This is a genomic window from Actinomycetospora sp. TBRC 11914 (assembly GCF_012933465.1).
GTDB lineage: Bacteria > Actinomycetota > Actinomycetes > Mycobacteriales > Pseudonocardiaceae > Actinomycetospora.
This window is the reverse complement of record NZ_JABBND010000003.1, coordinates 39,955-58,553: the sequence shown is the minus strand read 5'-3', so window position 1 is coordinate 58,553 and position 18,599 is coordinate 39,955. Positions and strand designations below refer to the sequence as shown.

Here is an 18,599-nt window from a genome sequence, read left to right as displayed (position 1 = left end):
ACGACGACGGCCGCTGGCAGGGTGGGGCGACGCTCACGGCGCGGCGCCCCGGACTCAGGGGGTCTCGGCGGCGACGAGGACGCGGGCGAGCTCGTCGAGCACGGCCGTGCGGGCCTCGTCGTTCTCCGGCGCGGTCTGGGGCACCTGGTCGAGCAGCAGCCGCGCCAGGCTCGCGAGGCTGACCACCTGCGCGGCGAACTCCTCGGGGCCCCCGAGCTCGGAGAGCAGACCCCCGACGGCCTCGAGGTCGCCGTCGTCCATCGCCCGGATGACGGCCACCGAGCGCTCGTGGACGGCGGCCGGGTCAGGACCGGGGAGGTCGTCGGCGACGGGGTGCTGGGTCATGACCGACAGCATGTCAGGCGGAGAAGAGCGGGGGGTCCTGACAGCACGCTTGCTAGCATGCAGGCATGGCGCAGGTGAGCTGGCGGGCCCCCGACGAGCTCGTGGCGCAGGTCAAGGCCGTGGCGGAGCGGGAGGGACGCAGCCTCAACGAGTACCTGACCCGCGTCCTCACCGCGGTCGTCGACCCCGACACCGCCGACGACGAGATGGCGGGCCTCCGCGAGCGACTCGCCCGGGCCGGCGTCCTCGCGCCGCCGACGCCGGCGGTCGTCGGGCCGGACCCGATCGCGGTGGCCGAGGCGCGTCGCGAGGTGGCCGGCAGCGGGGTCAGCATGTCGGACCTGGTGTCCGAAGGCCGGGGGTGAGCACCTTCGCGGACTCCTCCGCGCTGGTGAAGCTCTACGTCGACGAGGACCACCACGAGGCCGTGCGTGGGTGGGCTCCTCTCGTCGTGTCGCAGCTCGCCCGCGTGGAGGTGCCCGCGGCGCTCTGGCGCGGTCACCGCCGCGGCGCCTTCGGCGCCTCCGCGGCGGCCGCACTGGTCGCGCAGTTCGAGGCCGACTACCACGGTGCCCGCCCGCGGTTCGGCATCGTCGCCCCGGTGGCCCTCGTCCTCGACGACGCGGCGCGCCTGAGCCGCGTGCACGGGCTCCGGGCGTACGACGCCGTCCAGCTCGCCTCGGCGAGGGCCGCCGCGGCGGCCGACGACCGGGTGCGGACCTTCGCGGCCTTCGACGGGCAGCTCCGGGATGCCGCGGTCCGCGAAGGATTCGTCCTACTGCCGCGGGCCTGAGCGCAGCGCCGCGAGCGCGTAGCCGGACAGGCCCGCGATCACGGCGCAGACGGCGAGGAGCACCGCGAAGTACCAGGCCCCGGTCGCGATGTACATGACCAGCCAGATGATCCCGGCGACGACGTTGAACCCCAGGCCGAACTGGTAGCGCCGCCGCTCCTCGGGCCGGACCCGCTCGTTGCGGCCCGCCGGGCCCAGGAAGTCCTCCACCCCCGCCACGGTAGGCGACGCCCCGGTGCGCGCCGGCAGGGCGGGCCGACGACGGTCACCCATCGTGCTCGCCCCGGCCCGGTACCGGGTTCGCGGCCGGGTCGCCGACCCCTGACGCGAGCACCGACGACCTTCATCCTTGCGGAGGGAGTAGTCACCCTCGGTGCTACTCGGGTCCGGTCCGGATCTGCTCCCGCGAGGCGAATGCCCTGTTCATCCCCCGTGAGCCGTCCATACGCTCGCACTCCGTCATCGGCCGGCGGGGTCGGCCGCACAGACACCGCGACCGCAGAGGCCGGTCGTGGTACGCGCAACCAGGGGGAGTGCTTCTCATGACCCAGGTCGTTTCTCCGTTCGACCAACTACGCAGCGCCATCGCCGGCAGCGTCGTGACCCCGGAGGATCCGGGGTACGACGACGCGCGCCGGGTGTGGAACGCCGACATCGACCGCCGCCCGGCGGCGGTCGCGTACTGCGAGACGACCGAGGACGTCGCCACCGCGGTGACCGCCGCCCGGCGCGCCTCGCTGGAGATCTCGGTCCGCTCCGGTGCGCACTCCACCTCCGGCGCCTCGGTCGGCGACGGCGGGCTGGTGATCGACCTGAGCCGGATGAACGACGTCGAGGTCGACCCGGAGCGGCGGCGCGCGGTCGTCGGCGGTGGGGCCCTCCTGCGCGACGTCGACGCGGCCACCCAGGCCCACGGGCTCGCGGTCCCGGCCGGGGAGATCGGGCACACCGGCGTCGCCGGCCTCACCCTCGGCGGTGGCATGGGATGGCTGACCCGCCGGCACGGGCTGACGATCGACAACCTGCTGTCCGCCCGGGTGGTGCTCGCCGACGGCCGCGTCCTGCGGGCCGCCGAGGACGAGAACCCGGACCTCTTCTGGGCCCTCACGGGTGGCGGCGGCAACTTCGGGATCGTGACGTCCTTCGAGTTCGCCCTGCACGAGGTGGGGCCGACCGTGCACGTCGGCATGCTCTTCTACGGCGTGGAGGACGGCCCGGCCGCGCTCCGCACCGCGCGGGCGGCGATCCGCGACCTGCCGGCCGACGTGACCTTCCAGGTCGTGGCCCTCCACGCCCCGCCGGCGCCGTTCGTCCCGGAGGAGCACCGGTTCCGGCTGGTGATCGCGCTCGCGGTCGTCGGCTTCGGCGACGAGTCCTCGTTCGGGGCCGTCGTCGACCGGTGCCGGTCCGGGGTCGCGCCGTTGTTCGAGATGGTCGGTCCGATGCCGTACACGGCGCTGCAGCAGATGTTCGACGAGACGTTCGCCTGGGGCGTCCACTGCTACGAGAAGGCGACCTACGTCGCCGAGCTCACCCACGACGTGGCCGAGACCTTCCTCGCCGGGCTCGACGGCATGGACTCACCGCTCTCCGTGGTCCACTTCTACGTGCTCTCCGGGGCCTACTCCGAGGTCGCGGAGGAGGCCACGGCCTTCAGCGGCGGCCGGTCGCCCCGCCTCGCCGTCTTCCTCGTCGGCGCCGCCGCGGACGCGGCCGGTCTGGCCTCCCAGCGGGCCTGGTCCCGGGCGATGTTCGACGCGCTCGCGCCGCACTCCCTGGGGGCCGGCGCCTACGTGAACGGCATGGGCGCCGACGACGCGCACCGCATCCGGGACTCCTACGGGACGAAGTACGACCGGCTCGCCCGCATCAAGGCCGTCTACGACCCGGAGAACGTGTTCCACCGCAACGGCAACATCCTGCCCGCCCGCTGACCGCGCGGCCGCCCGCCCGGGATCTCCGAGGATGGCGCCGGGCACGCTCCCGTCGCTAATCTCGACGGCCCGGGCGGTCGCCCGGGTCGTCCCTCCCCGGAGGCAGCGTCGATGAAGAAGATCGCCGAGCTCCTGGTGTGCTTCCTGCACCCGATCGCGGTCGTGCTCGTCTGGCTCAACCTCATCGTCCGGCCGGAGCTCAGCGGCACCGCGAAGATCGTCTGGGCGGTCCTCGCGCTGGTGCCGATCGTGCCGTTCGTCTACGTCCTCACCGGCGGGGAGCTCTGGGAGAGCTCGTCGAAGCCGGCCGTGCCCCGTCGCTGAGCAGGTCGGGAGCCTGCCCGGGCCGGCGCCAGGGACCACCGGCCCGCGTCGGAGGTACCGGGTGGCCGATCCCGACGGGGGCCGCCGACGGGTTGGCTGTGAGGCCATGGACGCGTCCGCCGCACCCGAGCCGACCACTCCCGACCGGCCCGAGGGGGGCTGGATCGTCGACGTCCCGCTGATCGGACCCGTGGGCTGGCCGCCCACCGGCAGCCTCGTCTTCCTCGTCGCCGTGGGCGGTCTGGCCGCGACCGGGCTCGTCCCCTGGCCCGTGGCCGGTCTCCTCGGTCTGGGTCACGTGCTGGCCCGCGACCGCGATCACCGGGTGATCGGGGAACTCGGGGCGGCGCTCGAGGAAGCCTGAGCGGAGGCGGGAGGTGCACGCGGGGACGACCTTCGTCGAGGCGATGGAGCGGGTCGCCCAGGGCTTCGAGGTCCTCGCGGTCGTCCTGCTGGTCGTCGGCCTCGTGGCCTCCCTCGTCGTCGCCGGGACGGTGTGGGTCCGCGCCCGGTCGGGCCACCGGGCCTACCGCACGCTGCGCGCCTCGTTCGGCGGCACGCTGCTGCTCGGGGTGGAGGTCCTCGTCGCGGCCGACCTCGTCCGGACGATCGCCGTGGCCCCGACGCTCGAGAACGTCGCGGTCCTCGGCCTCGTCGTGGTCATCCGGACCTTCCTCAGCTTCTCGCTGGAGATCGAGATCGACGGCATCCCACCGTGGCGCCGGGCGCTCCTCGGGACGGCGGCCCGATGGCCGCGGCCGGACCGGCCCCGGGACGACGCCGACGGTCCCTGACGCCGTCGTCACCCCTCTCGGTCGGGCCGGTCGACGCGCCGTCCCGGACCTCCGACCCCTGGCGGCTCCCGGCCCTCGCGGCTCGGATCCCTGTCCGACGGCGAGGAGGGCGGCATGGGCGGTCCGGACGAGCACGCGCCGACCCGGCTGGAGGTCTGGCGGGGTCGGCACCCGTGGCTGGACCACCTCGTGCGCGCCGGTGTCCGCTACACCGAGCGGCACGGCGACCACTACGCCGCGGCCATCACCTACTTCAGCGTGCTCGCCGTCGTGCCGCTGCTGATGATCGCATTCGCCGTCGCCGGGCACGTGCTGTTCGCCGACGAGCAGTTGCTCGCCCAACTGCGGGCCGGGATCGCGCAGACGGTGCCGTCCACACTCGTGCCGCTGGTCAACTCGATCGTGGACACGGCGATCGAGCAGGGCAACGCGATCGGGATCATCGGGCTGGTCATCGCCCTCTACGCGGGCCTGGGCTGGATGACCAACCTGCGGGAGGCCCTCTCCGCCCAGTGGGACCAGCACGGGGAGCCGCCACCACTGGTCCGCCGCTACGGGCTCGACCTGCTCGCCATGCTCGGACTGGGCCTCGCGCTCGCCGTCTCGTTCGCGATCGCGGCCGGTGGCACCCTGCTGTCGGACCGGGTCCTCGAGCTCCTCGGCCTGGCGGGGGAGCCGGTGGGCGACGCCCTGGTCGTCGTCGTGGGGCTGGCGCTGACGCTCGTCGCGAACTGGCTCGTGCTCGTCTGGGTCCTCGCCCGGCTGCCCCGCCAGCCCGTGCCGGTGCGCGGCGCGGCGCGGGCGGCCGTGCTCGGCGCGGGCGGGCTGGTGGTCCTGCAGCAGGTGATGACCGTCTACCTGGGCGCCGTGACGTCCTCGCCGACCTGGGCGGCCTTCGGCCCGATCCTCGGGCTCCTGCTCTTCGCCAACGTCGTCTCGCGGTTCCTGCTCCTCGTCACGGCATGGGCGGCGACGGCGCCCGAGACCGAGCCGGTCGCGGCCCCGGAGCCGGCGCCGGTGGTGGTCCGGCCCGCCGTCACCGTCGTCCGCGGCCCCTCGGCCGGGGCCACGGCGGGCCTCGTCGGGCTCGGCGCGGTGCTCGGCGCGGTCGGGGGAGCGCTGCGCCGGCGCCGCTGACCCGGGGGGCGACGACGGCCCCCGAGCCGCAGCTCGGGGGCCGTCGTCGTGGAGCGGGAGGTGCTCAGTCCAGGTAGTCGCGCAGGACCTGCGAGCGCGACGGGTGGCGCAGCTTCGACATCGTCTTCGACTCGATCTGGCGGATGCGCTCGCGCGTCACGCCGTAGACCTGGCCGATCTCGTCGAGGGTGCGCGGCTGGCCGTCGGTGAGGCCGAAGCGCAGCCGGACGACGCCGGCCTCGCGCTCGGAGAGCGTCGCGAGGACGGACTGCAGCTGGTCCTGCAGCAGCGTGAAGGAGACCGCGTCGACGGCCACGACCGCCTCGGAGTCCTCGATGAAGTCACCGAGCTGCGAGTCGCCCTCGTCGCCGATGGTCTGGTCGAGGCTGATGGGCTCCCGGGCGTACTGCTGGATCTCCAGCACCTTGTCCGGGGTGATGTCCATCTCCTTGGCGAGCTCCTCCGGGGTGGGCTCGCGGCCCAGGTCCTGGAGCAGCTCGCGCTGGATGCGGCCGAGCTTGTTGATGACCTCGACCATGTGCACCGGAATGCGGATGGTGCGGGCCTGGTCGGCCATGGCGCGGGTGATGGCCTGGCGGATCCACCACGTCGCGTAGGTGGAGAACTTGTAGCCCTTGGTGTAGTCGAACTTCTCGACCGCACGGATCAGACCGAGGTTCCCCTCCTGGATCAGGTCCAGGAACGCCATGCCGCGACCGGTGTAGCGCTTGGCCAGCGAGACGACGAGGCGGAGGTTCGCCTCGAGCAGATGGGACTTGGCGCGCTCGCCGTCGCGGACGATCCAGCGCAGGTCGCGGCGCATCTGCGTCGCGAGCTCCTGCCCGGCCTCGGCGACCTTGCGGAGGCGCTCCGCCGCGTAGAGGCCGGCCTCGATCCGCTTGGCGAGCTCGACCTCCTCCTCGGCGTTGAGCAGCGCCACCTTGCCGATCTGCTTCAGGTAGGCGCGCACCGAGTCGGCCGAGGCGGTGAGCTCGGCGTCCTTGCGCGCCTGGCGCAGCGCCTCGGACTCCTCCTCGTCCCAGACGAAGTCGCCGGACTTCTTGTCCTCCTCGGAAGGCTCCTCGGTCTCGACGTCGGTGGCCTCGACCACCTCGACGACCTCGGCGCCGAGCGCCTCGACCTCGTCGGTGAGGTCCTCGGCCGCGGGAGCGCCCTCCTCCAGCTCGCCCTCGGGGCCGTCGAGCTCGACCTCGCCGCCCTCGCCGTCGGCCGGGGCGTCGGCGGAGCCGGCCTTCTTGGCGGGCGCCTTCTTGGTCCCGCCCTTGGCCGCGGCGCCGGACTTCGCCGTGCGGCCGGCGGTCTTCGTGGCGCGCGACTTGGTCGCGGTCTTGGCCTGGGCCGGCGCGGTGGCGGCGTCCGCGTCCTCGGTGGGCACCACCGCGAGCGAGGAGGGCTGCTCAGCCGTGGCGGTGGTGGCGCGACGGCGGGAAGCGGAATCTGCGGCTGCCACGTACGACCTTTCGCGACGAACGAACTGCGGGACGGACACCGGAGCGACTCCAGGGGCGCGGGACGGTCACGACGAACGCGTCGGGATCGGCTCGGGACCCGGTTCCGGCGGCGCGCCGTCCTGGGCTGGGGACCATTGTAACGACGCCGGGTGACCGGCGCCGGTACCTCACGTCGACCAGTCCTCGCGTCCGGTCGGCCCAACGCGGGCAGAGATCCGCCGGGGAGTGCAAAACCCCTGCTCAGGGGCTGGTCCCCTCCACGGCGGCCATCGCCGCGCCGACGATCCCCGCCTGGTTCTGGAGCTTCGCGGTGACGATCCGCGTCCGCGCCTCGAGCAGCGGCAGCCACTTGTCCGGTTTCTTGCTGACGCCGCCGCCCAGGATGAACAGGTCCGGCCAGATCAGGTCCTCGAGGACCTGCAGGTAGCGCGAGAACCGCTTCGCCCACTTGCCCCAGCTGAGCTCCTCCCGCTCACGGGCCGCGGCCGAGATGCGCGTCTCGGCGTCGTGGCCGTCGACCTGGAGGTGGCCGAACTCGGTGGAGGGCAGCAGTTCCCCGTCGTGGAAGACCGCGCTGCCGATCCCGGTGCCGATCGTGAGCAGGCACACCACCCCGGCCACGCCCTGCCCCGCGCCGAAGCGCACCTCGGCGAGCCCGGCCGCGTCGGCGTCGTTGAGCACGTGGACACCCCGCCGCCCGAGGCGCTCCCCGAACAGCGTCACGGCGTCCGTGCCGGGCCAGGTCGGGTCGATGTTGGCGGCGGTGTGCGCGATGCCGTCCTTGACCACCGACGGCAGCGTGATCCCGACCGGCCCCTCCCAGGCGTGCGCCTCGACGACCGCGGCGACCGTGTCGGCCACCGCCTCGGGCGTCGCGGGATGGGGCGTCTCGATCCGCACGCGCTCGGCCACCAGCTCACCCGAGGTGGTGTCGACGACGTTGCCCTTGACCCCGGTGCCCCCGACGTCGATCCCGAGTCGCCATGCGTCGTTCACGTGTGTCCCCTCTCGCTGCCCTGAGGATCCTAGTCACCTGTGGTCCGATGGAACCCGTGAACGATCAGGACGTCCGCCCGCCCGAGGACGCCACCGCACTCGAGAAACTGGCCGTCGAGGTGGCGCGGGAGGCGGCGGAGCTCGCGCTCGCGGTGCGCGACCGGGTCGTCGGCGCCGGTTCGGTGGCCGACCTGGAGACGAAGAGCTCGGCGACGGACGTCGTCACCGCCGCCGACCGCGAGTGCGAGGCCCTCGTCCGCGAGCGGCTCGGCGCGCTGCGCCCCGACGACGTGGTGCTCGGGGAGGAGGGCGGCGCGGACGCCGAGCCTTCGCCCGGGCAGGTCCGCTGGATCGTCGACCCCATCGACGGCACCGTGAACTACGCCCACGGGCTGCCCTGGTTCGCCGTCTCGATCGGGGCCGAGGCCGACGGGCGGCCGTTGGCGGGCGCCGTGGTCGAACCGGTGTCCGGGCGGGTGTGGAGCGCCGCCGCGGGACACGGGGCCCAGCTCGACGGGCGGGCGCTGCGCGCCTCCGCCTTGACGCGGCCCGCCCTCGCCGTCGTCGCGACCGGGCTCAACTACGACCCGGAGCGACGCCGTCGCCAGGCCGCGCTGCTCGCGCGGGTCGCGGACGGCATCGGCGACGTCCGCCGCCAGGGGTGCGCCTCCCTGGACCTCTGCTCGGTCGCGGCCGGGTGGGTCGACGGCTACTACGAGCACGGCCTGCACCACTGGGACTGGGCGGCCGGGGCGCTGATCGCCGAGGAGGCGGGCGCGGTGGTGCGCCGGCCGGGCCCGGCGGACGCGGACGGCCTCGGCGCGGACGCCGTCCTGGCCGCCGGGCCGGGGATCGCCGACGGCCTGGCCGACCTGCTCCGCGCGCACGGGGTCCACGAGATCTAGGTGGCCTCCGGCCTCGTGAGCACTAACTGTCGCTATACCGACAGTTAGTGCTCACGAGCGCGAAGCGCACCTATGCGGAGCAGTCCACGTCCCGCAGGCCCGACAACGACGACGGGTCGGTGCCCGACGTGCTGCCCTGGCCGAGCGCCTTGAGTGCCTGGGTCACGCCCTGGCTCGGGGTGATGTCGCGGAAGTCGCTGCCGAGCGCCAGGTCGACGGCCGCGCCCTGTCGGTTGTCCTCCACCAGCTCGGCGCACGGGACGACGAGGGAGAGGGTGCGGGCGGCCGACGCGCCGTCCGGGCCGTACCGGATCTGCCCGACGCACGAGAGGTCCTGCGCCGGGTAGAGCGGGTCGTTGTCGGGCTGGCCGGCCTCGGGGATCCCGAGCTCGCCGAGCTCCACCGCGGCGAGCTGGGCGGACCCGCGCTGGCCCGCGCCGTTGAGGACGCGCACGGCGGTGTCGGCGGGCGGGGCGGCGGCGGTGGAGTCCAGGGCGGTCCGCGACTGCACGGTGCCGCCACCCGTCGCCGCCGCGTTGCACGAGGTCACCGACGTGGCGGTGGAGTTCGCGAAGACGACGATCCAGGTCAGGATGCTGGCGACGGCGAGGACGAGCACCAGCAGCCCCATGGGGAGCAGGTGCCGGCGCCGGTACCCGCCGCCGGCCCGAGGGAGGGAGGCGGCCACGGGGCCCCACCCTAGTGGCGACCCCGCCGCGGCCCGGCGGCGCCGCACCGTTCCCGCGGGCCACGGAACGAGGGTGTCCGGGACGCCGAGCGCGACATCACACCAACGGCGCAGCGGATCCGTGGGCACCGGCGGGATCGGTGGTTTACCCTCCTGCCGCCTCGCGGCGCGGCAGCCTCAGGACCCGTCGTCGATGAGACCCGCGTCACTCGACGGCACCGGCACAAACCGGTGCCGTCCCGCGTTGTGCAGCCGCACGACAACACAGCAATTCGAGGGTGGGACACACCAATGGCGACCGACTACGACGCCCCGCGCCGCAACGAGTCCGACGAGATGGGCGAGGACTCGCTCGAGGAGCTCAAGGCACGGCGCAACGAGGCGCAGTCCGCGGCCGTCGACGTCGACGAGACCGACACCGCGGAGAGCTTCGAGCTCCCGGGCGCCGACCTGTCCGGTGAGGAGCTGACGGTCCGGGTGCTGCCCAAGCAGGCCGACGAGTTCACCTGCGGCAGCTGCTTCCTGGTCCACCACCGCAGCCGGCTGGCCGAGACGCGCGGCAACGCGTTCATCTGCCGCGACTGCGCGGCCTGACCTCCACCGTCCGGGCCGGCGACCCCGCCGAGCGCCCCTGACGAACCACGAGCCCGACGATCCACGGCCCGGGCCGGGTGGCCACCCCACCCGGCCCGGGCCGTCGTCGTCTGCGGGGGCTACTCGCCGCGGACGGCCGAGAGCAGGCGCTCGGGGCGGCGGGTCGAGACGACCCAGTACGGCGTCGGGTCCTCGGGGTCGGTGATCTCGAGGCGCACCGCGGCCGGCGCCCACGGCCGGTGCAGCACGTACGCCGCCGGGTCGAGCTGGGGGCCGAGGGCCATCCGCTTGGCCTCGCCGCGCACGACGTCGGCGCGGCCCACGAACCGCGTCGGGATGTGGGCGGCGCCGGCCCAGACCTCGCGCTCCCCGCCGGGACCCGGCCCGACGCCGACGTGCATGCGCCCCAGCCGCCACAGCACGAGGACCGCCAGCGGCATCACCACGACGTAGGGCACCCAGAACGGGATCTGCGGCAGGCCCATGTTGACCTCGATCCCCACGAGCGCGCCCGCGAGCAGCCCCGGCGGCCACGCCCACCAGGGCAGGCCGAGGCGCTCGAGGCCGGGCGGGGGTGCCGGCCGGGCGGGCGCCGCGGACGGGCGGGAGGACGTCACGCAGCCCAGGGTAATCTGGCCGATCGTGCTGGAGGTCGACGTGGTCCGCCTGGACCCGGGGCTGCCCGTGCCGCGGCGGGCCCATCCCGACGACGCCGGCCTGGACCTCTACTGCCGCGAGGACGTCGAGATCGCGCCGGGCGAGCGGAGCCTCGTCGGGACCGGGGTCTCGGTGGCGCTCCCCAGCGGCTACGCGGCGTTCGTGTGCCCGCGCTCCGGGCTCGCGGCGCGGGAGGGGCTGGGCCTGCTCAACGCGCCCGGGACCGTCGACGCGGGCTACCGCGGCGAGATCCGGGTGTGCCTGGTCAACCACGACCCGGCGCGCCCCGTGGCGCTGCGCCGCGGGGACCGGATCGCCCAGCTCGTGATCCAGCGGGTCGAGCTGCCGACGGTGCGGGTGGTCGACGAGCTCCCGGGGTCCGGACGAGGCGCCGGCGGGTTCGGGTCGACCGGCGGATGGCGCCGGACGGGTGATCTCGACCCCCCGAGGTCACGGATTGGTCACGAAGAGGGTATTGAGGACGCTGCACGCACAGCCGATGACCTCCAGGCTGGTGCCCACATCGAGGACGGCCGCGCCCGGCCGCCGGCAGAGGAGCTCTGAGGTGGAGTGGTCGTGACCGAGCCGTCACGCGGGCGGCACCGCAAGGGCCGCATCTCCCAGGTCCCCCCGTCGTCGGAGCCGGCGGGCCGCCACGTCCACCACCACCGGGGTCCGTGGGACTCCGAGGACGCGCCCCGCGACGGGCGGCTGCGCCTCGACCTGGGCTCGGTGCAGCTGCCGGTGCCGCCGAACGCGAAGCTGGTCTGCGAGCCGGACCCGAGCGGCCCCCTCCGTGCGGTGCACGCCATGGTCCCGGAGGGCCGCCTCACGGTGAGCGCCTTCGCCGCGCCCCGCACCGGCGGGCTGTGGGCGGAGCTCATCGACGAGCTGGCCTCCCAGCTGCACGCCGAGGGCGCCACCATCCGGCGCGACCGCGGCGAGTGGGGCCGCGAGCTGGTCGCCCGCAACGGCGACGTCGTGGCGCGCGTCATCGCGGTCGAGGGACCGCGCTGGCTGCTGCGCGGCGTCGGCACCGGCCCGGCCGTGCACGCGCTCGCCCTGCACCGGATGCTCCGGGAGACGATGGGCGGCACCGTCGTGGTGCGCTCGTCCGACCCGCTGCCCGCCCGGTCGCTGCTGCCCCTCGAGGTGCCCGAGGACGTGCCCGAGGTCTTCCGCGAGTCGCTCTTCCAGTCGTTGCCGACCCGCCCCCGGCAGATCACCTCGCCGGACGGGCCCGTCATCCCCATGATGCTGCCGCAGCGCAGCGACCCCGGCACGTCGCCCGGGCGCAGCTGAACGGAGCTACTCTGGCGTCGGACCCGATGGGGGGTCCGGACGGCACCGCGGTGGCCGCGGTGTCCTTCACGAGGAGCGGACGATGGGCAAGAGCTCGGGGTTCGTGTCGCGGATGGTCCGCAAGTTCACCTCCGACATGTCCGACCTGGACGCCGAGGACCTCTCGGCCGAGGCGGTGCGCTCCGGGTGTGACCGGGCGGGCGACTGCACCGGCTCCGGCGAGGCGATCACCGTCAAGGGCCGGTTGCGGTCGGTGGAGATCTGCCCGCGGGACTCCGTCGCCACGTTGGAGGCGGAGCTCTTCGACGGCACCGACGGTGTCACCCTGGTGTGGATGGGCCGGCGGCGCATCCCCGGCATCGAGCCGGGGCGCACGCTGCGGGCCAGCGGGCGGGTCGCCGTCCGTGACGGCCGGAAGGTCATCTACAACCCGTACTACGAGCTGCAGCGAGCGCCCTGAGGGAGCACGACCATCCGTCACCCCGAGACCGGCCAGCCCCGCCACCACGCCGGGGGGCGCCACGCCCGCCCCGACGAACCGGCGACGGACGCCTTCACGGTGCGCGATCCGGCCGACCGGACGGACCCGGCCGGTTCCCGGACCGTGGGCCGGCCGGTCGCCCCGCGTCCGCCCCGTCCCGACGCCCCGACGGCGCCGGTGGTCGGCCGGGCGGGCAGCAGGCCCGTCCGCGACGGCCGGGTGGGCCGGTCGGCGGCCGCCGACGAGGACGGGCACGAGCCCGACGACGAGGCCGCCCCGCAGGAGGCCGAGGAACGCGCGCCGACGCTGCTCGAGCAGATGGGCGGCGTCACCGGGGTGGTCTCCTCGGCGGTGCCGGTGATCGTGTTCGTCATCGTGCAGGCGATCGCGCACGCCCTCGTCGCGTCGATCGTCGCGGCGGTGGTCGCGGCGGTCGCGGTGGCCGGGTGGCGGCTCGTCCGCGGGGAGAAGCTGCAGCCGGCGTTCTCCGGGCTGTTCGGCGTCGCGGTGTGCGCGTTCATCGCCTGGCGCACCGGGCAGGCCAAGGGCTTCTTCCTGCTCGGCATCTGGACGAGCCTGCTCTACGGCGGGGTCTTCCTCATCTCGGTGCTCGCCCGGTGGCCGCTGGTCGGCACCCTGTGGCACCTGGTGAACGGCGACGGACAGGGCTGGCGGCGCTCGCCCCGGCTGCGGCGGGGCTACGACCTCGCGACGCTCGCCTGGGTCGTCGTCTTCGGCGCGCGGTTCGTCGTCCAGCACTGGCTCTACGACTCGGCCTACGCCGACACCTGGCTCGGCTGGGTGCGCCTGGCCATGGGGGTGCCGCTCGCGGTGCTGGCCGCCGCGGTGACGGTGTGGGCCATCCGGCGGGCCACCGAGGAGGCCAAGGCCGAGCGCGAGGCGGCCGACGCGGAGGGCACGGACGCCGCAGCCGCGTGAGGAGCACCGTCCGGGCACTCCTCGACGGCCCGAGCGGGCCGCCCGGCGGCCATGATCACCACGGCGACGAGCCCGTGGACGCCCCGCGTCCGGAACCTCGTCGGTTCGACGATCATGGTCCGCGCGCACCCCGGGGACGACGGGCGCGACGGGTGCGCGGGGCCGTCGTCGCCGGAGCGTCAGCGGGTCGGGTCGGGGACCTGCTGGACGGCGTGCACCCGTGCGGTGTCGGCCGGGGTCCAGCCCGGTGGCGGGACGACGTCCATCCACGCGTCGAGCGACTCCGGCCCGTAGTTGTGCCCGTGGCCGAACGGGACGGTCTGCGCGCGGATCATGTCCATGGTGACCTGCCAGAACGTCACCAGCGGGTACCACCGGACGCTCGGCAGGACGTCCTCGCCGCGCGGCTCGGCCAGCCAGTCCGGGCGGGACCACAGCAGCTCCGGGCTCCACCACACGACCGGGTCGCTGGGGTGCTGCAGGTAGACCACGCGCGGATCGGGCCAGGGGGCGGGCGGCGCCGTCGTCAGGTGCGGGGTGACCGACCCGCCCCCGAACCGGACGGTGCGCCCGTCCTCGACGACCGGCCGGATCTCCGGGCTCCCCGGGTCCCGCCGGGTGACCAGGCCCTGCCAGAGGGCGGACGAGTGCGGCGGGCCGTTCCAGAGGGCGCCGTCGGCGCGTGACCGGACCGCGTCCACCGTCGGGAAGGCCGCCTGGGAGCCGAGGGATCCGAGCGACTCCCCGAAGACGACCACCTTCGGGCGGGCCGCGCCGGGCGGCAGCGCGTCGACGGCGGCGCGGACCGCGTCGAACATCGTCGTGCCCGCGTCGCGCACCCGGTCGCCGTCGAGCAGGAACGACAGGCCACTGGGCAGCAGCGAGTACTGGCTGCTGACCAGCGCGGTGTCCCCGCCCCAGGCGAGCTCGAGGGCGTTCATCGCCTCGGCGTCGGCGAACCCGGTGCCGGTGGTGGTGACGACACCGATCACCGGACGGGCGAAGGCCCCGGTGCGGGCGAGCTCGCGGACGGCGAGCCGCGCCCGTTCCCGGGCGTCCGGCGACGCGCCCAGCCCGACGTAGACGCGGATCGGGTCGACGGCGGGATGCCCGCTCGCCCGGGCGAGGTCGGCGGGCGGGGGCGTGGCGGTGACGAAGGTGCGCCCGCCGCGGCCGAGGCTCTGCCAGCTCACCAGCGAGGCGGGCGACCCGGAGCGCAGCGGGTCGGCCGGCTGCGTCGCTCCGCCGAACACGCCCGCGTCCTGCCCGGCGAACGCGCGGTCGAGCAGGCTGCGGGCCGGGTTGACCCCTGGGATGCCGGCCAGCGAGATCCCGGCGAGGACCACGACGACGAGCACGACCACGCCCACCACCCGCCGCGGCCACCGGGGCAGCGCCCGGACCCCGCGGACGACGACCAGCAGCACGACGAGGACCCCGAGCGCCACCGGGACGGCGGGCAGCCAGTCGGCCGGCGTCGGCGGTGCCGTACCGAGCAGCGCGGCCTGGTCGGTCTGCCACCGGAACCCGAGGACACCGGCGACCGCCCACCCGGCCAGCACCACGACCGTGATCAGCACCCACGCGGCGGCGCTGAGCCGGCGTCCGGTCCGCCGGGTCAGCGGACGGACCAGCAGCCCGAGGAGCACCCCGACGAGGTAGCCCGCGGCCACCATCACCCCGCACACCAGGCCCGCGGAGAACCCGGTGCGCGGGATCAGCGAGGGCGTCATCGCGAGCGCCCCGAGGGCCGTGCCCAGCAGCAGCCCGCCGGGGTGCAGGAGTGGCCGGCGGCGGGCGCGGCGCGGCGCGGACGGCACCGTGGGGTCGGTCAGCGTCGGGCGCGGCACCGGCGGTTCGGGCACGGCGGCAGTCTCGCAGCGATCACACGGGCGCACCGTCGAGGACCTCGAGCACCGTCGCCACCACCGTCTCGGGGCTGTCCTCCTGCAGGAGGTGCCCGGCGTCGTCGACGACCCGCAGGTCGGCGCCCGGGATGCGCGCGGCGAGGTCGTGCCCGCGGGCGACCGGGATCCAGCCGTCCCGCGCGCCCCAGAGGATCGTCGTCGGGCAGCGGACGTCGCCGAGCCGGTCCGCGATGTCGTCGGTGTAGCGGTCGTGCATCTGCGCGATCTGGCGGTAGAACGCCGCCTGCCCGACCTCCCCGGTCCACGGGTCGAGGTAGCGGCGCATCTCGGTCTCGTCGAGCGTGCGGTGCACCCCGGAGTCGACATAAGCCCGCAGGACCGCCTCGTGCACGTACGGCGGCAGCGCGGCGTAGGCGTCGGCGTGGCCGCGGGCGGCCCGCACGAGCTCGGAGCCGGTCGGGCTCAGCGCCACCGGGTCGATCAGCGTCAGCGTGCGGTAGTCGCGGCCGTCGAGCAGGTGGGTGCGCAGCGCGGTGGCGCCGCCGAAGTCGTGGGCGACGACGTCGGGCCGCCGCAGGCCCCAGTGGTCGAGCAGCGCGGCGAACAGCTCGTTCTGCACGCCGAGGGACACGTCCTGGCCGGCGCGCTGCTCGGAGCGCCCGTAGCCGAGCAGGTCGAACGCGACGACCCGACGACGGCGGGCGAGGTGCGGCGCGATGCGCCGCCACACCACGGAGGAGAACGGGGTGCCGTGCAGCAGCACCAGCGGGTCGCCGTCGCCGACCGCGCCCCAGCGAACGCGGTCGCCCCGGAAGGTGAAGGTCTCGGTGAGTTCCATCGTCTAACCCCTTTCGCTACTATCAGGGTTAGACGAGGACGGAGCGAGGTGTCAACCGTGGACTGGGGACCGGAGGCGTTCGTCGCGGGACACGTGGCGCTGGACTTCACCAACACCGTCGGCGGCTTCCGGCGCGAGCGTGTCGAGCGGTTGGTGACCTACGCCGACCTGGTGGCCTGGGCGGCGGCGGCGGACGTGGTCGACGACGCCGAGGCCGCCGCGCTGTCCGACCTCGCCGCGGCCGACCCGGAGGCCGCGGACCGGGCGCTCGCGGACGTGCACGCCCAGCGCGAGGCGCTGTACCGGTGGCTGGCCGCGGCGGTGCGTGGGGAGGCGGCCGAGGAGGAGGCCGACCGGGCGCGGGTCACGGACGACGTCGTCGCCGCCCACCGCGCCGCCCGCCCGGCCCCCGACCCGACGCGCGGCCCGGCCTGGCCGGTCACGGTCGACGACGCCGGGCTCGCGCTGCCGGGCCGGCGCCTCGCGCTGGCGACGGGGGCGCTGCTGGCGGGGGAGGAGCGCCGCCGGATCGGGCGGTGCGGGCGCTGCTCGTGGCTCTTCCTCGACCCCTCGCCGTCGCGGCGCCGGCGCTGGTGCTCGATGGCGACCTGCGGCAACCGCGCCAAGGCGGCCCGCCACCACGCGCGGGCCTCGGACGGCTAGGCCGGATGCCCGGCCGCGAACCGGTGGACCCACCGGCGCTGACCCGGGGTCTCGACCGCCCGACGGTGGTGGTGCGCGCGGACCCAGGCCACGGCCTCGTCGGGACCCAGCCCGTCGAGGACCGCGAGGCAGGCCAGCACCGTGCCGGTGCGCCCGACCCCGCCGCCGCACGCCACCTCGACGTCCTCGCCGAGGTCGACGATGCGGTGGTGGGTCCCGACGACCGCGTCGGCGGCCTCGGTGGGATGGCGGGGGAGCCGGAAGTCCGGCCAGACGAGCCAGCGGCGCGGCCAGGTCAGGGCCTCGTCGTGGCGGGCGGCGGCCCGGCGGGAGCCCAGGTAGAGGCCGAAGGCGGGCGTCGGGCCGGGGGGCAGCCCGTGGCGCAGTCCCCGGCCGCGGACGAGGCCGCCGCCGGGAAGGGTGATCGCTCCGTCGAGCACGGCGCGCCCCGTCCGTGAGTGTGGGTTTCCCGAGTCCAACGTCTGCGATGCGACACCGCTGACGCCGGCCCCTAGATCAGATCCTGCCCACCCGGGTCCCGCGTCGTCAGCACCGTGTGGATCTCCTGCTCGACACCCTCGCCCGCGACGAAGAGCATCTCGTCGCCGCCCTCGAGCGGGTCGTCGGACTGCGGGACGATCACGCGACCGCCGCGCAGGATCGCGACCAGCGCGGCGTCGGCGGGCAGCGGGACGTCGCGCACCGGGCGGCCGGCGAGCGGGGTGTCCGAGGGCAGCGTCACCTCGACGAGGTTGGCCTTGCCCTGGCGGAGGGTCAGCAGCCGCACGAGGTCGCCGACCGAGACGGCCTCCTCGACCATCGCCGCGAGCATGCGCGGCGTCGACACCGCGACGTCGACGCCCCACGCCTCGGTGAACAGCCACTCGTTGCGGGGGTCGTTCACCCGCGCGACCACGCGGCGCACCGCGAACTCGGTCTTCGCGAGCAGCGAGACGACGAGGTTGACCTTGTCGTCGCCGGTGGCCGCGATGACGACGTCGCAGTCCTGCACCTGCGCGTCCTCGAGCGAGGCCACCTCGCAGGCGTCGGCGTGCACCCACTCGGCCTGGGGCACCGCCTCGGGCTCGACCTCGGCGAGGTCGCGCTCGATGAGCATCACCTCGTGGCCGTTCTCGATGAGCTCGGAGGCGATCGAGCGCCCCACGGCGCCCGCTCCGGCGATCGTCACGCGCATGGCCGGCTACCCCCGCTCCACGGGCGCCGTCAGCGCCGCCTGGGTGACCGTCGCGACCGTCCCGCTGACGGCGGCCGCGTAGACCACGTCGTCGGCCTGGATCACGGTGTCGGGCCGGGTCAGCACCCCGGTGCCGAACCGGACGATGAAGGCGACGCGGCTGCCGGTCGCCTCCTCGAGCTCGGTGACCGGGTGCCCCGACCAGTCCTCGTGGAACGGCAGCTGCATGATCGCGACGGTGCCGGAGGGGTCGCGCCACGCGGTGGCGACGCCGTCGGGCAGCAGCATCCGCAGGAAGCGGTCCGTGGTCCACGGCACCGTGGCCACCGTCGGGATCCCGAGGCGCTCGTAGACCGCGGCGCGCTTGGCGTCGTAGATCCGGGCCACGACCGTCTCGACGCCGAACGTCTCCCGCGCGACACGCGCGGAGATGATGTTGGAGTTGTCGCCCGACGAGACGGCCGCGAACGCCTCCGCGCGGTGGATGCCGGCGGAGGTGAGCACCTCCCGGTCGAAGCCGACGCCGATGACCTCTTGGCCGTGGAAGTCGTTGCCCAGGCGCCGGAACGCCTGGGGGTCGCGGTCGACGACCGCGACCTGGTGGCCGAGGCGCTCCAGCGACAGGGCCAGCGCCGACCCCACGCGGCCGCAGCCCATGACGACGATGTGCACGC

Annotated in this window: 25 protein-coding genes; 14 read left to right on the top strand and 11 right to left on the bottom strand. The window is 75.0% G+C overall.

Going from position 1 to position 18,599, the window contains the following annotated elements:
- Positions 1-54: 54 nt before the first annotated feature.
- A complete protein-coding gene (locus HH311_RS08415; RefSeq protein WP_169183193.1) occupies positions 55-345 on the bottom strand; it encodes a hypothetical protein in 291 nt (96 codons plus the stop codon).
- Between the two features lie 65 nt (positions 346-410).
- On the opposite strand from HH311_RS08415, the gene HH311_RS08410 reads away from it, so the two are divergent.
- Together HH311_RS08410 and HH311_RS08405 are read left to right on the top strand one after the other, a co-directional pair.
- Positions 411-710, top strand: coding sequence for an Arc family DNA-binding protein (locus HH311_RS08410; protein WP_169183192.1), 300 nt, complete (start codon positions 411-413; stop codon positions 708-710).
- Entirely contained in the window at positions 707-1,138 is a 432-nt protein-coding gene (locus HH311_RS08405; protein ID WP_169183191.1) for a type II toxin-antitoxin system VapC family toxin, read from the top strand. Before HH311_RS08410 ends, HH311_RS08405 begins: the two co-directional genes overlap by 4 nt.
- Here HH311_RS08405 and HH311_RS08400 read toward each other — a convergent pair.
- Positions 1,121-1,348, bottom strand: coding sequence for a hypothetical protein (locus HH311_RS08400; RefSeq protein ID WP_169183190.1), 228 nt, complete (start codon positions 1,346-1,348; stop codon positions 1,121-1,123). The two genes, HH311_RS08405 and HH311_RS08400, sit on opposite strands and share 18 nt — an antisense overlap.
- 332 nt (positions 1,349-1,680) lie before the next feature.
- On the opposite strand from HH311_RS08400, the gene HH311_RS08395 reads away from it, so the two are divergent.
- From HH311_RS08395 to HH311_RS08375, 5 genes are all read left to right on the top strand, one after another.
- Positions 1,681-3,072, top strand: a complete 1,392-nt coding sequence (locus HH311_RS08395; protein WP_169183189.1) for an FAD-binding oxidoreductase — start codon at positions 1,681-1,683, stop codon at positions 3,070-3,072.
- Between the two features lie 111 nt (positions 3,073-3,183).
- Positions 3,184-3,396: a hypothetical protein gene (locus HH311_RS08390; RefSeq protein ID WP_169183188.1), complete on the top strand. Its 213-nt coding sequence runs from the start codon at positions 3,184-3,186 to the stop codon at positions 3,394-3,396.
- Between the two features lie 106 nt (positions 3,397-3,502).
- Positions 3,503-3,760 carry a hypothetical protein gene (locus HH311_RS08385; protein ID WP_169183187.1) on the top strand — a complete coding sequence of 86 codons (258 nt, stop codon included), beginning with the start codon at positions 3,503-3,505 and terminating at the stop codon, positions 3,758-3,760.
- 13 nt (positions 3,761-3,773) lie between these two features.
- The gene (locus HH311_RS08380) at positions 3,774-4,190 is read left to right on the top strand and encodes a DUF1622 domain-containing protein (RefSeq protein ID WP_312030011.1); all 417 of its coding nucleotides are present in this window, start codon (positions 3,774-3,776) and stop codon (positions 4,188-4,190) included.
- Between the two features lie 114 nt (positions 4,191-4,304).
- A complete protein-coding gene (locus tag HH311_RS08375) occupies positions 4,305-5,327 on the top strand; it encodes a YhjD/YihY/BrkB family envelope integrity protein (RefSeq protein ID WP_169183186.1) in 1,023 nt (340 codons plus the stop codon).
- 64 nt (positions 5,328-5,391) lie between these two features.
- Here HH311_RS08375 and HH311_RS08370 read toward each other — a convergent pair whose 3' ends face one another.
- Both HH311_RS08370 and ppgK read right to left on the bottom strand, forming a co-directional pair.
- Positions 5,392-6,798, bottom strand: a complete 1,407-nt coding sequence (locus HH311_RS08370) for an RNA polymerase sigma factor (RefSeq protein ID WP_169183185.1) — start codon at positions 6,796-6,798, stop codon at positions 5,392-5,394.
- Between the two features lie 241 nt (positions 6,799-7,039).
- Positions 7,040-7,795, bottom strand: coding sequence for a polyphosphate--glucose phosphotransferase (ppgK, locus tag HH311_RS08365; RefSeq protein ID WP_169183184.1), 756 nt, complete (start codon positions 7,793-7,795; stop codon positions 7,040-7,042).
- A gap of 47 nt (positions 7,796-7,842) precedes the next feature.
- On the opposite strand from ppgK, the gene HH311_RS08360 reads away from it, so the two are divergent.
- The gene (locus tag HH311_RS08360) at positions 7,843-8,700 is read left to right on the top strand and encodes an inositol monophosphatase family protein (RefSeq protein WP_169183183.1); all 858 of its coding nucleotides are present in this window, start codon (positions 7,843-7,845) and stop codon (positions 8,698-8,700) included.
- Between the two features lie 70 nt (positions 8,701-8,770).
- On the opposite strand, the gene cei is transcribed toward HH311_RS08360, so the two are convergent.
- The gene (cei, locus tag HH311_RS08355; RefSeq protein ID WP_169183182.1) at positions 8,771-9,388 is read right to left on the bottom strand and encodes an envelope integrity protein Cei; all 618 of its coding nucleotides are present in this window, start codon (positions 9,386-9,388) and stop codon (positions 8,771-8,773) included.
- Between the two features lie 291 nt (positions 9,389-9,679).
- Between cei and HH311_RS08350 the strand changes: the two genes are divergently transcribed.
- On the top strand, positions 9,680-9,982 hold the full coding sequence (locus HH311_RS08350; protein ID WP_169183181.1) for a DUF4193 domain-containing protein: 303 nt from the start codon (positions 9,680-9,682) through the stop codon (positions 9,980-9,982).
- Positions 9,983-10,101: 119 nt separating this feature from the next.
- Here HH311_RS08350 and HH311_RS08345 read toward each other — a convergent pair whose 3' ends face one another.
- Positions 10,102-10,599, bottom strand: a complete 498-nt coding sequence (locus tag HH311_RS08345) for a DUF3093 domain-containing protein (RefSeq protein ID WP_169183180.1) — start codon at positions 10,597-10,599, stop codon at positions 10,102-10,104.
- 25 nt (positions 10,600-10,624) lie between these two features.
- On the opposite strand from HH311_RS08345, the gene dut reads away from it, so the two are divergent.
- From dut to HH311_RS08325, 4 genes are all read left to right on the top strand, one after another.
- A complete protein-coding gene (dut, locus tag HH311_RS08340; RefSeq protein ID WP_169183137.1) occupies positions 10,625-11,203 on the top strand; it encodes a dUTP diphosphatase in 579 nt (192 codons plus the stop codon).
- 12 nt (positions 11,204-11,215) lie between these two features.
- Positions 11,216-11,941 (top strand): DUF3710 domain-containing protein, encoded by a 726-nt coding sequence (locus tag HH311_RS08335; RefSeq protein WP_169183179.1) that lies wholly within the window; start codon positions 11,216-11,218, stop codon positions 11,939-11,941.
- 82 nt (positions 11,942-12,023) lie between these two features.
- Positions 12,024-12,401 (top strand): OB-fold nucleic acid binding domain-containing protein, encoded by a 378-nt coding sequence (locus tag HH311_RS08330; RefSeq protein ID WP_169183178.1) that lies wholly within the window; start codon positions 12,024-12,026, stop codon positions 12,399-12,401.
- Positions 12,402-12,500: 99 nt separating this feature from the next.
- Complete coding sequence (locus HH311_RS08325; protein ID WP_312030009.1) at positions 12,501-13,361, top strand: DUF3159 domain-containing protein; 861 nt, start codon at positions 12,501-12,503, stop codon at positions 13,359-13,361.
- Between the two features lie 179 nt (positions 13,362-13,540).
- On the opposite strand, the gene HH311_RS08320 is transcribed toward HH311_RS08325, so the two are convergent.
- Together HH311_RS08320 and HH311_RS08315 are read right to left on the bottom strand one after the other, a co-directional pair.
- Complete coding sequence (locus tag HH311_RS08320) at positions 13,541-15,226, bottom strand: alpha/beta-hydrolase family protein (protein WP_169183177.1); 1,686 nt, start codon at positions 15,224-15,226, stop codon at positions 13,541-13,543.
- A 19-nt stretch (positions 15,227-15,245) separates the two neighbouring features.
- Positions 15,246-16,067, bottom strand: coding sequence for an alpha/beta fold hydrolase (locus HH311_RS08315; RefSeq protein ID WP_169183176.1), 822 nt, complete (start codon positions 16,065-16,067; stop codon positions 15,246-15,248).
- Between the two features lie 57 nt (positions 16,068-16,124).
- Here HH311_RS08315 and HH311_RS08310 point away from each other — a divergent pair, with 57 nt between their 5' ends.
- A complete protein-coding gene (locus tag HH311_RS08310; protein ID WP_169183175.1) occupies positions 16,125-16,730 on the top strand; it encodes a CGNR zinc finger domain-containing protein in 606 nt (201 codons plus the stop codon).
- On the opposite strand, the gene HH311_RS08305 is transcribed toward HH311_RS08310, so the two are convergent.
- The 3 genes from HH311_RS08305 to HH311_RS08295 all read right to left on the bottom strand — a co-directional run bounded on the left by HH311_RS08305 (position 16,727) and on the right by HH311_RS08295 (position 18,597).
- Positions 16,727-17,170 (bottom strand): protein-tyrosine phosphatase family protein, encoded by a 444-nt coding sequence (locus tag HH311_RS08305; RefSeq protein ID WP_312030008.1) that lies wholly within the window; start codon positions 17,168-17,170, stop codon positions 16,727-16,729. The genes HH311_RS08310 and HH311_RS08305 overlap by 4 nt on opposite strands.
- A gap of 71 nt (positions 17,171-17,241) precedes the next feature.
- Positions 17,242-17,925: a TrkA family potassium uptake protein gene (locus tag HH311_RS08300; protein ID WP_169183173.1), complete on the bottom strand. Its 684-nt coding sequence runs from the start codon at positions 17,923-17,925 to the stop codon at positions 17,242-17,244.
- Between the two features lie 6 nt (positions 17,926-17,931).
- Positions 17,932-18,597 carry a TrkA family potassium uptake protein gene (locus HH311_RS08295; protein ID WP_169183172.1) on the bottom strand — a complete coding sequence of 222 codons (666 nt, stop codon included), beginning with the start codon at positions 18,595-18,597 and terminating at the stop codon, positions 17,932-17,934.
- Positions 18,598-18,599 lie beyond the last annotated feature (2 nt).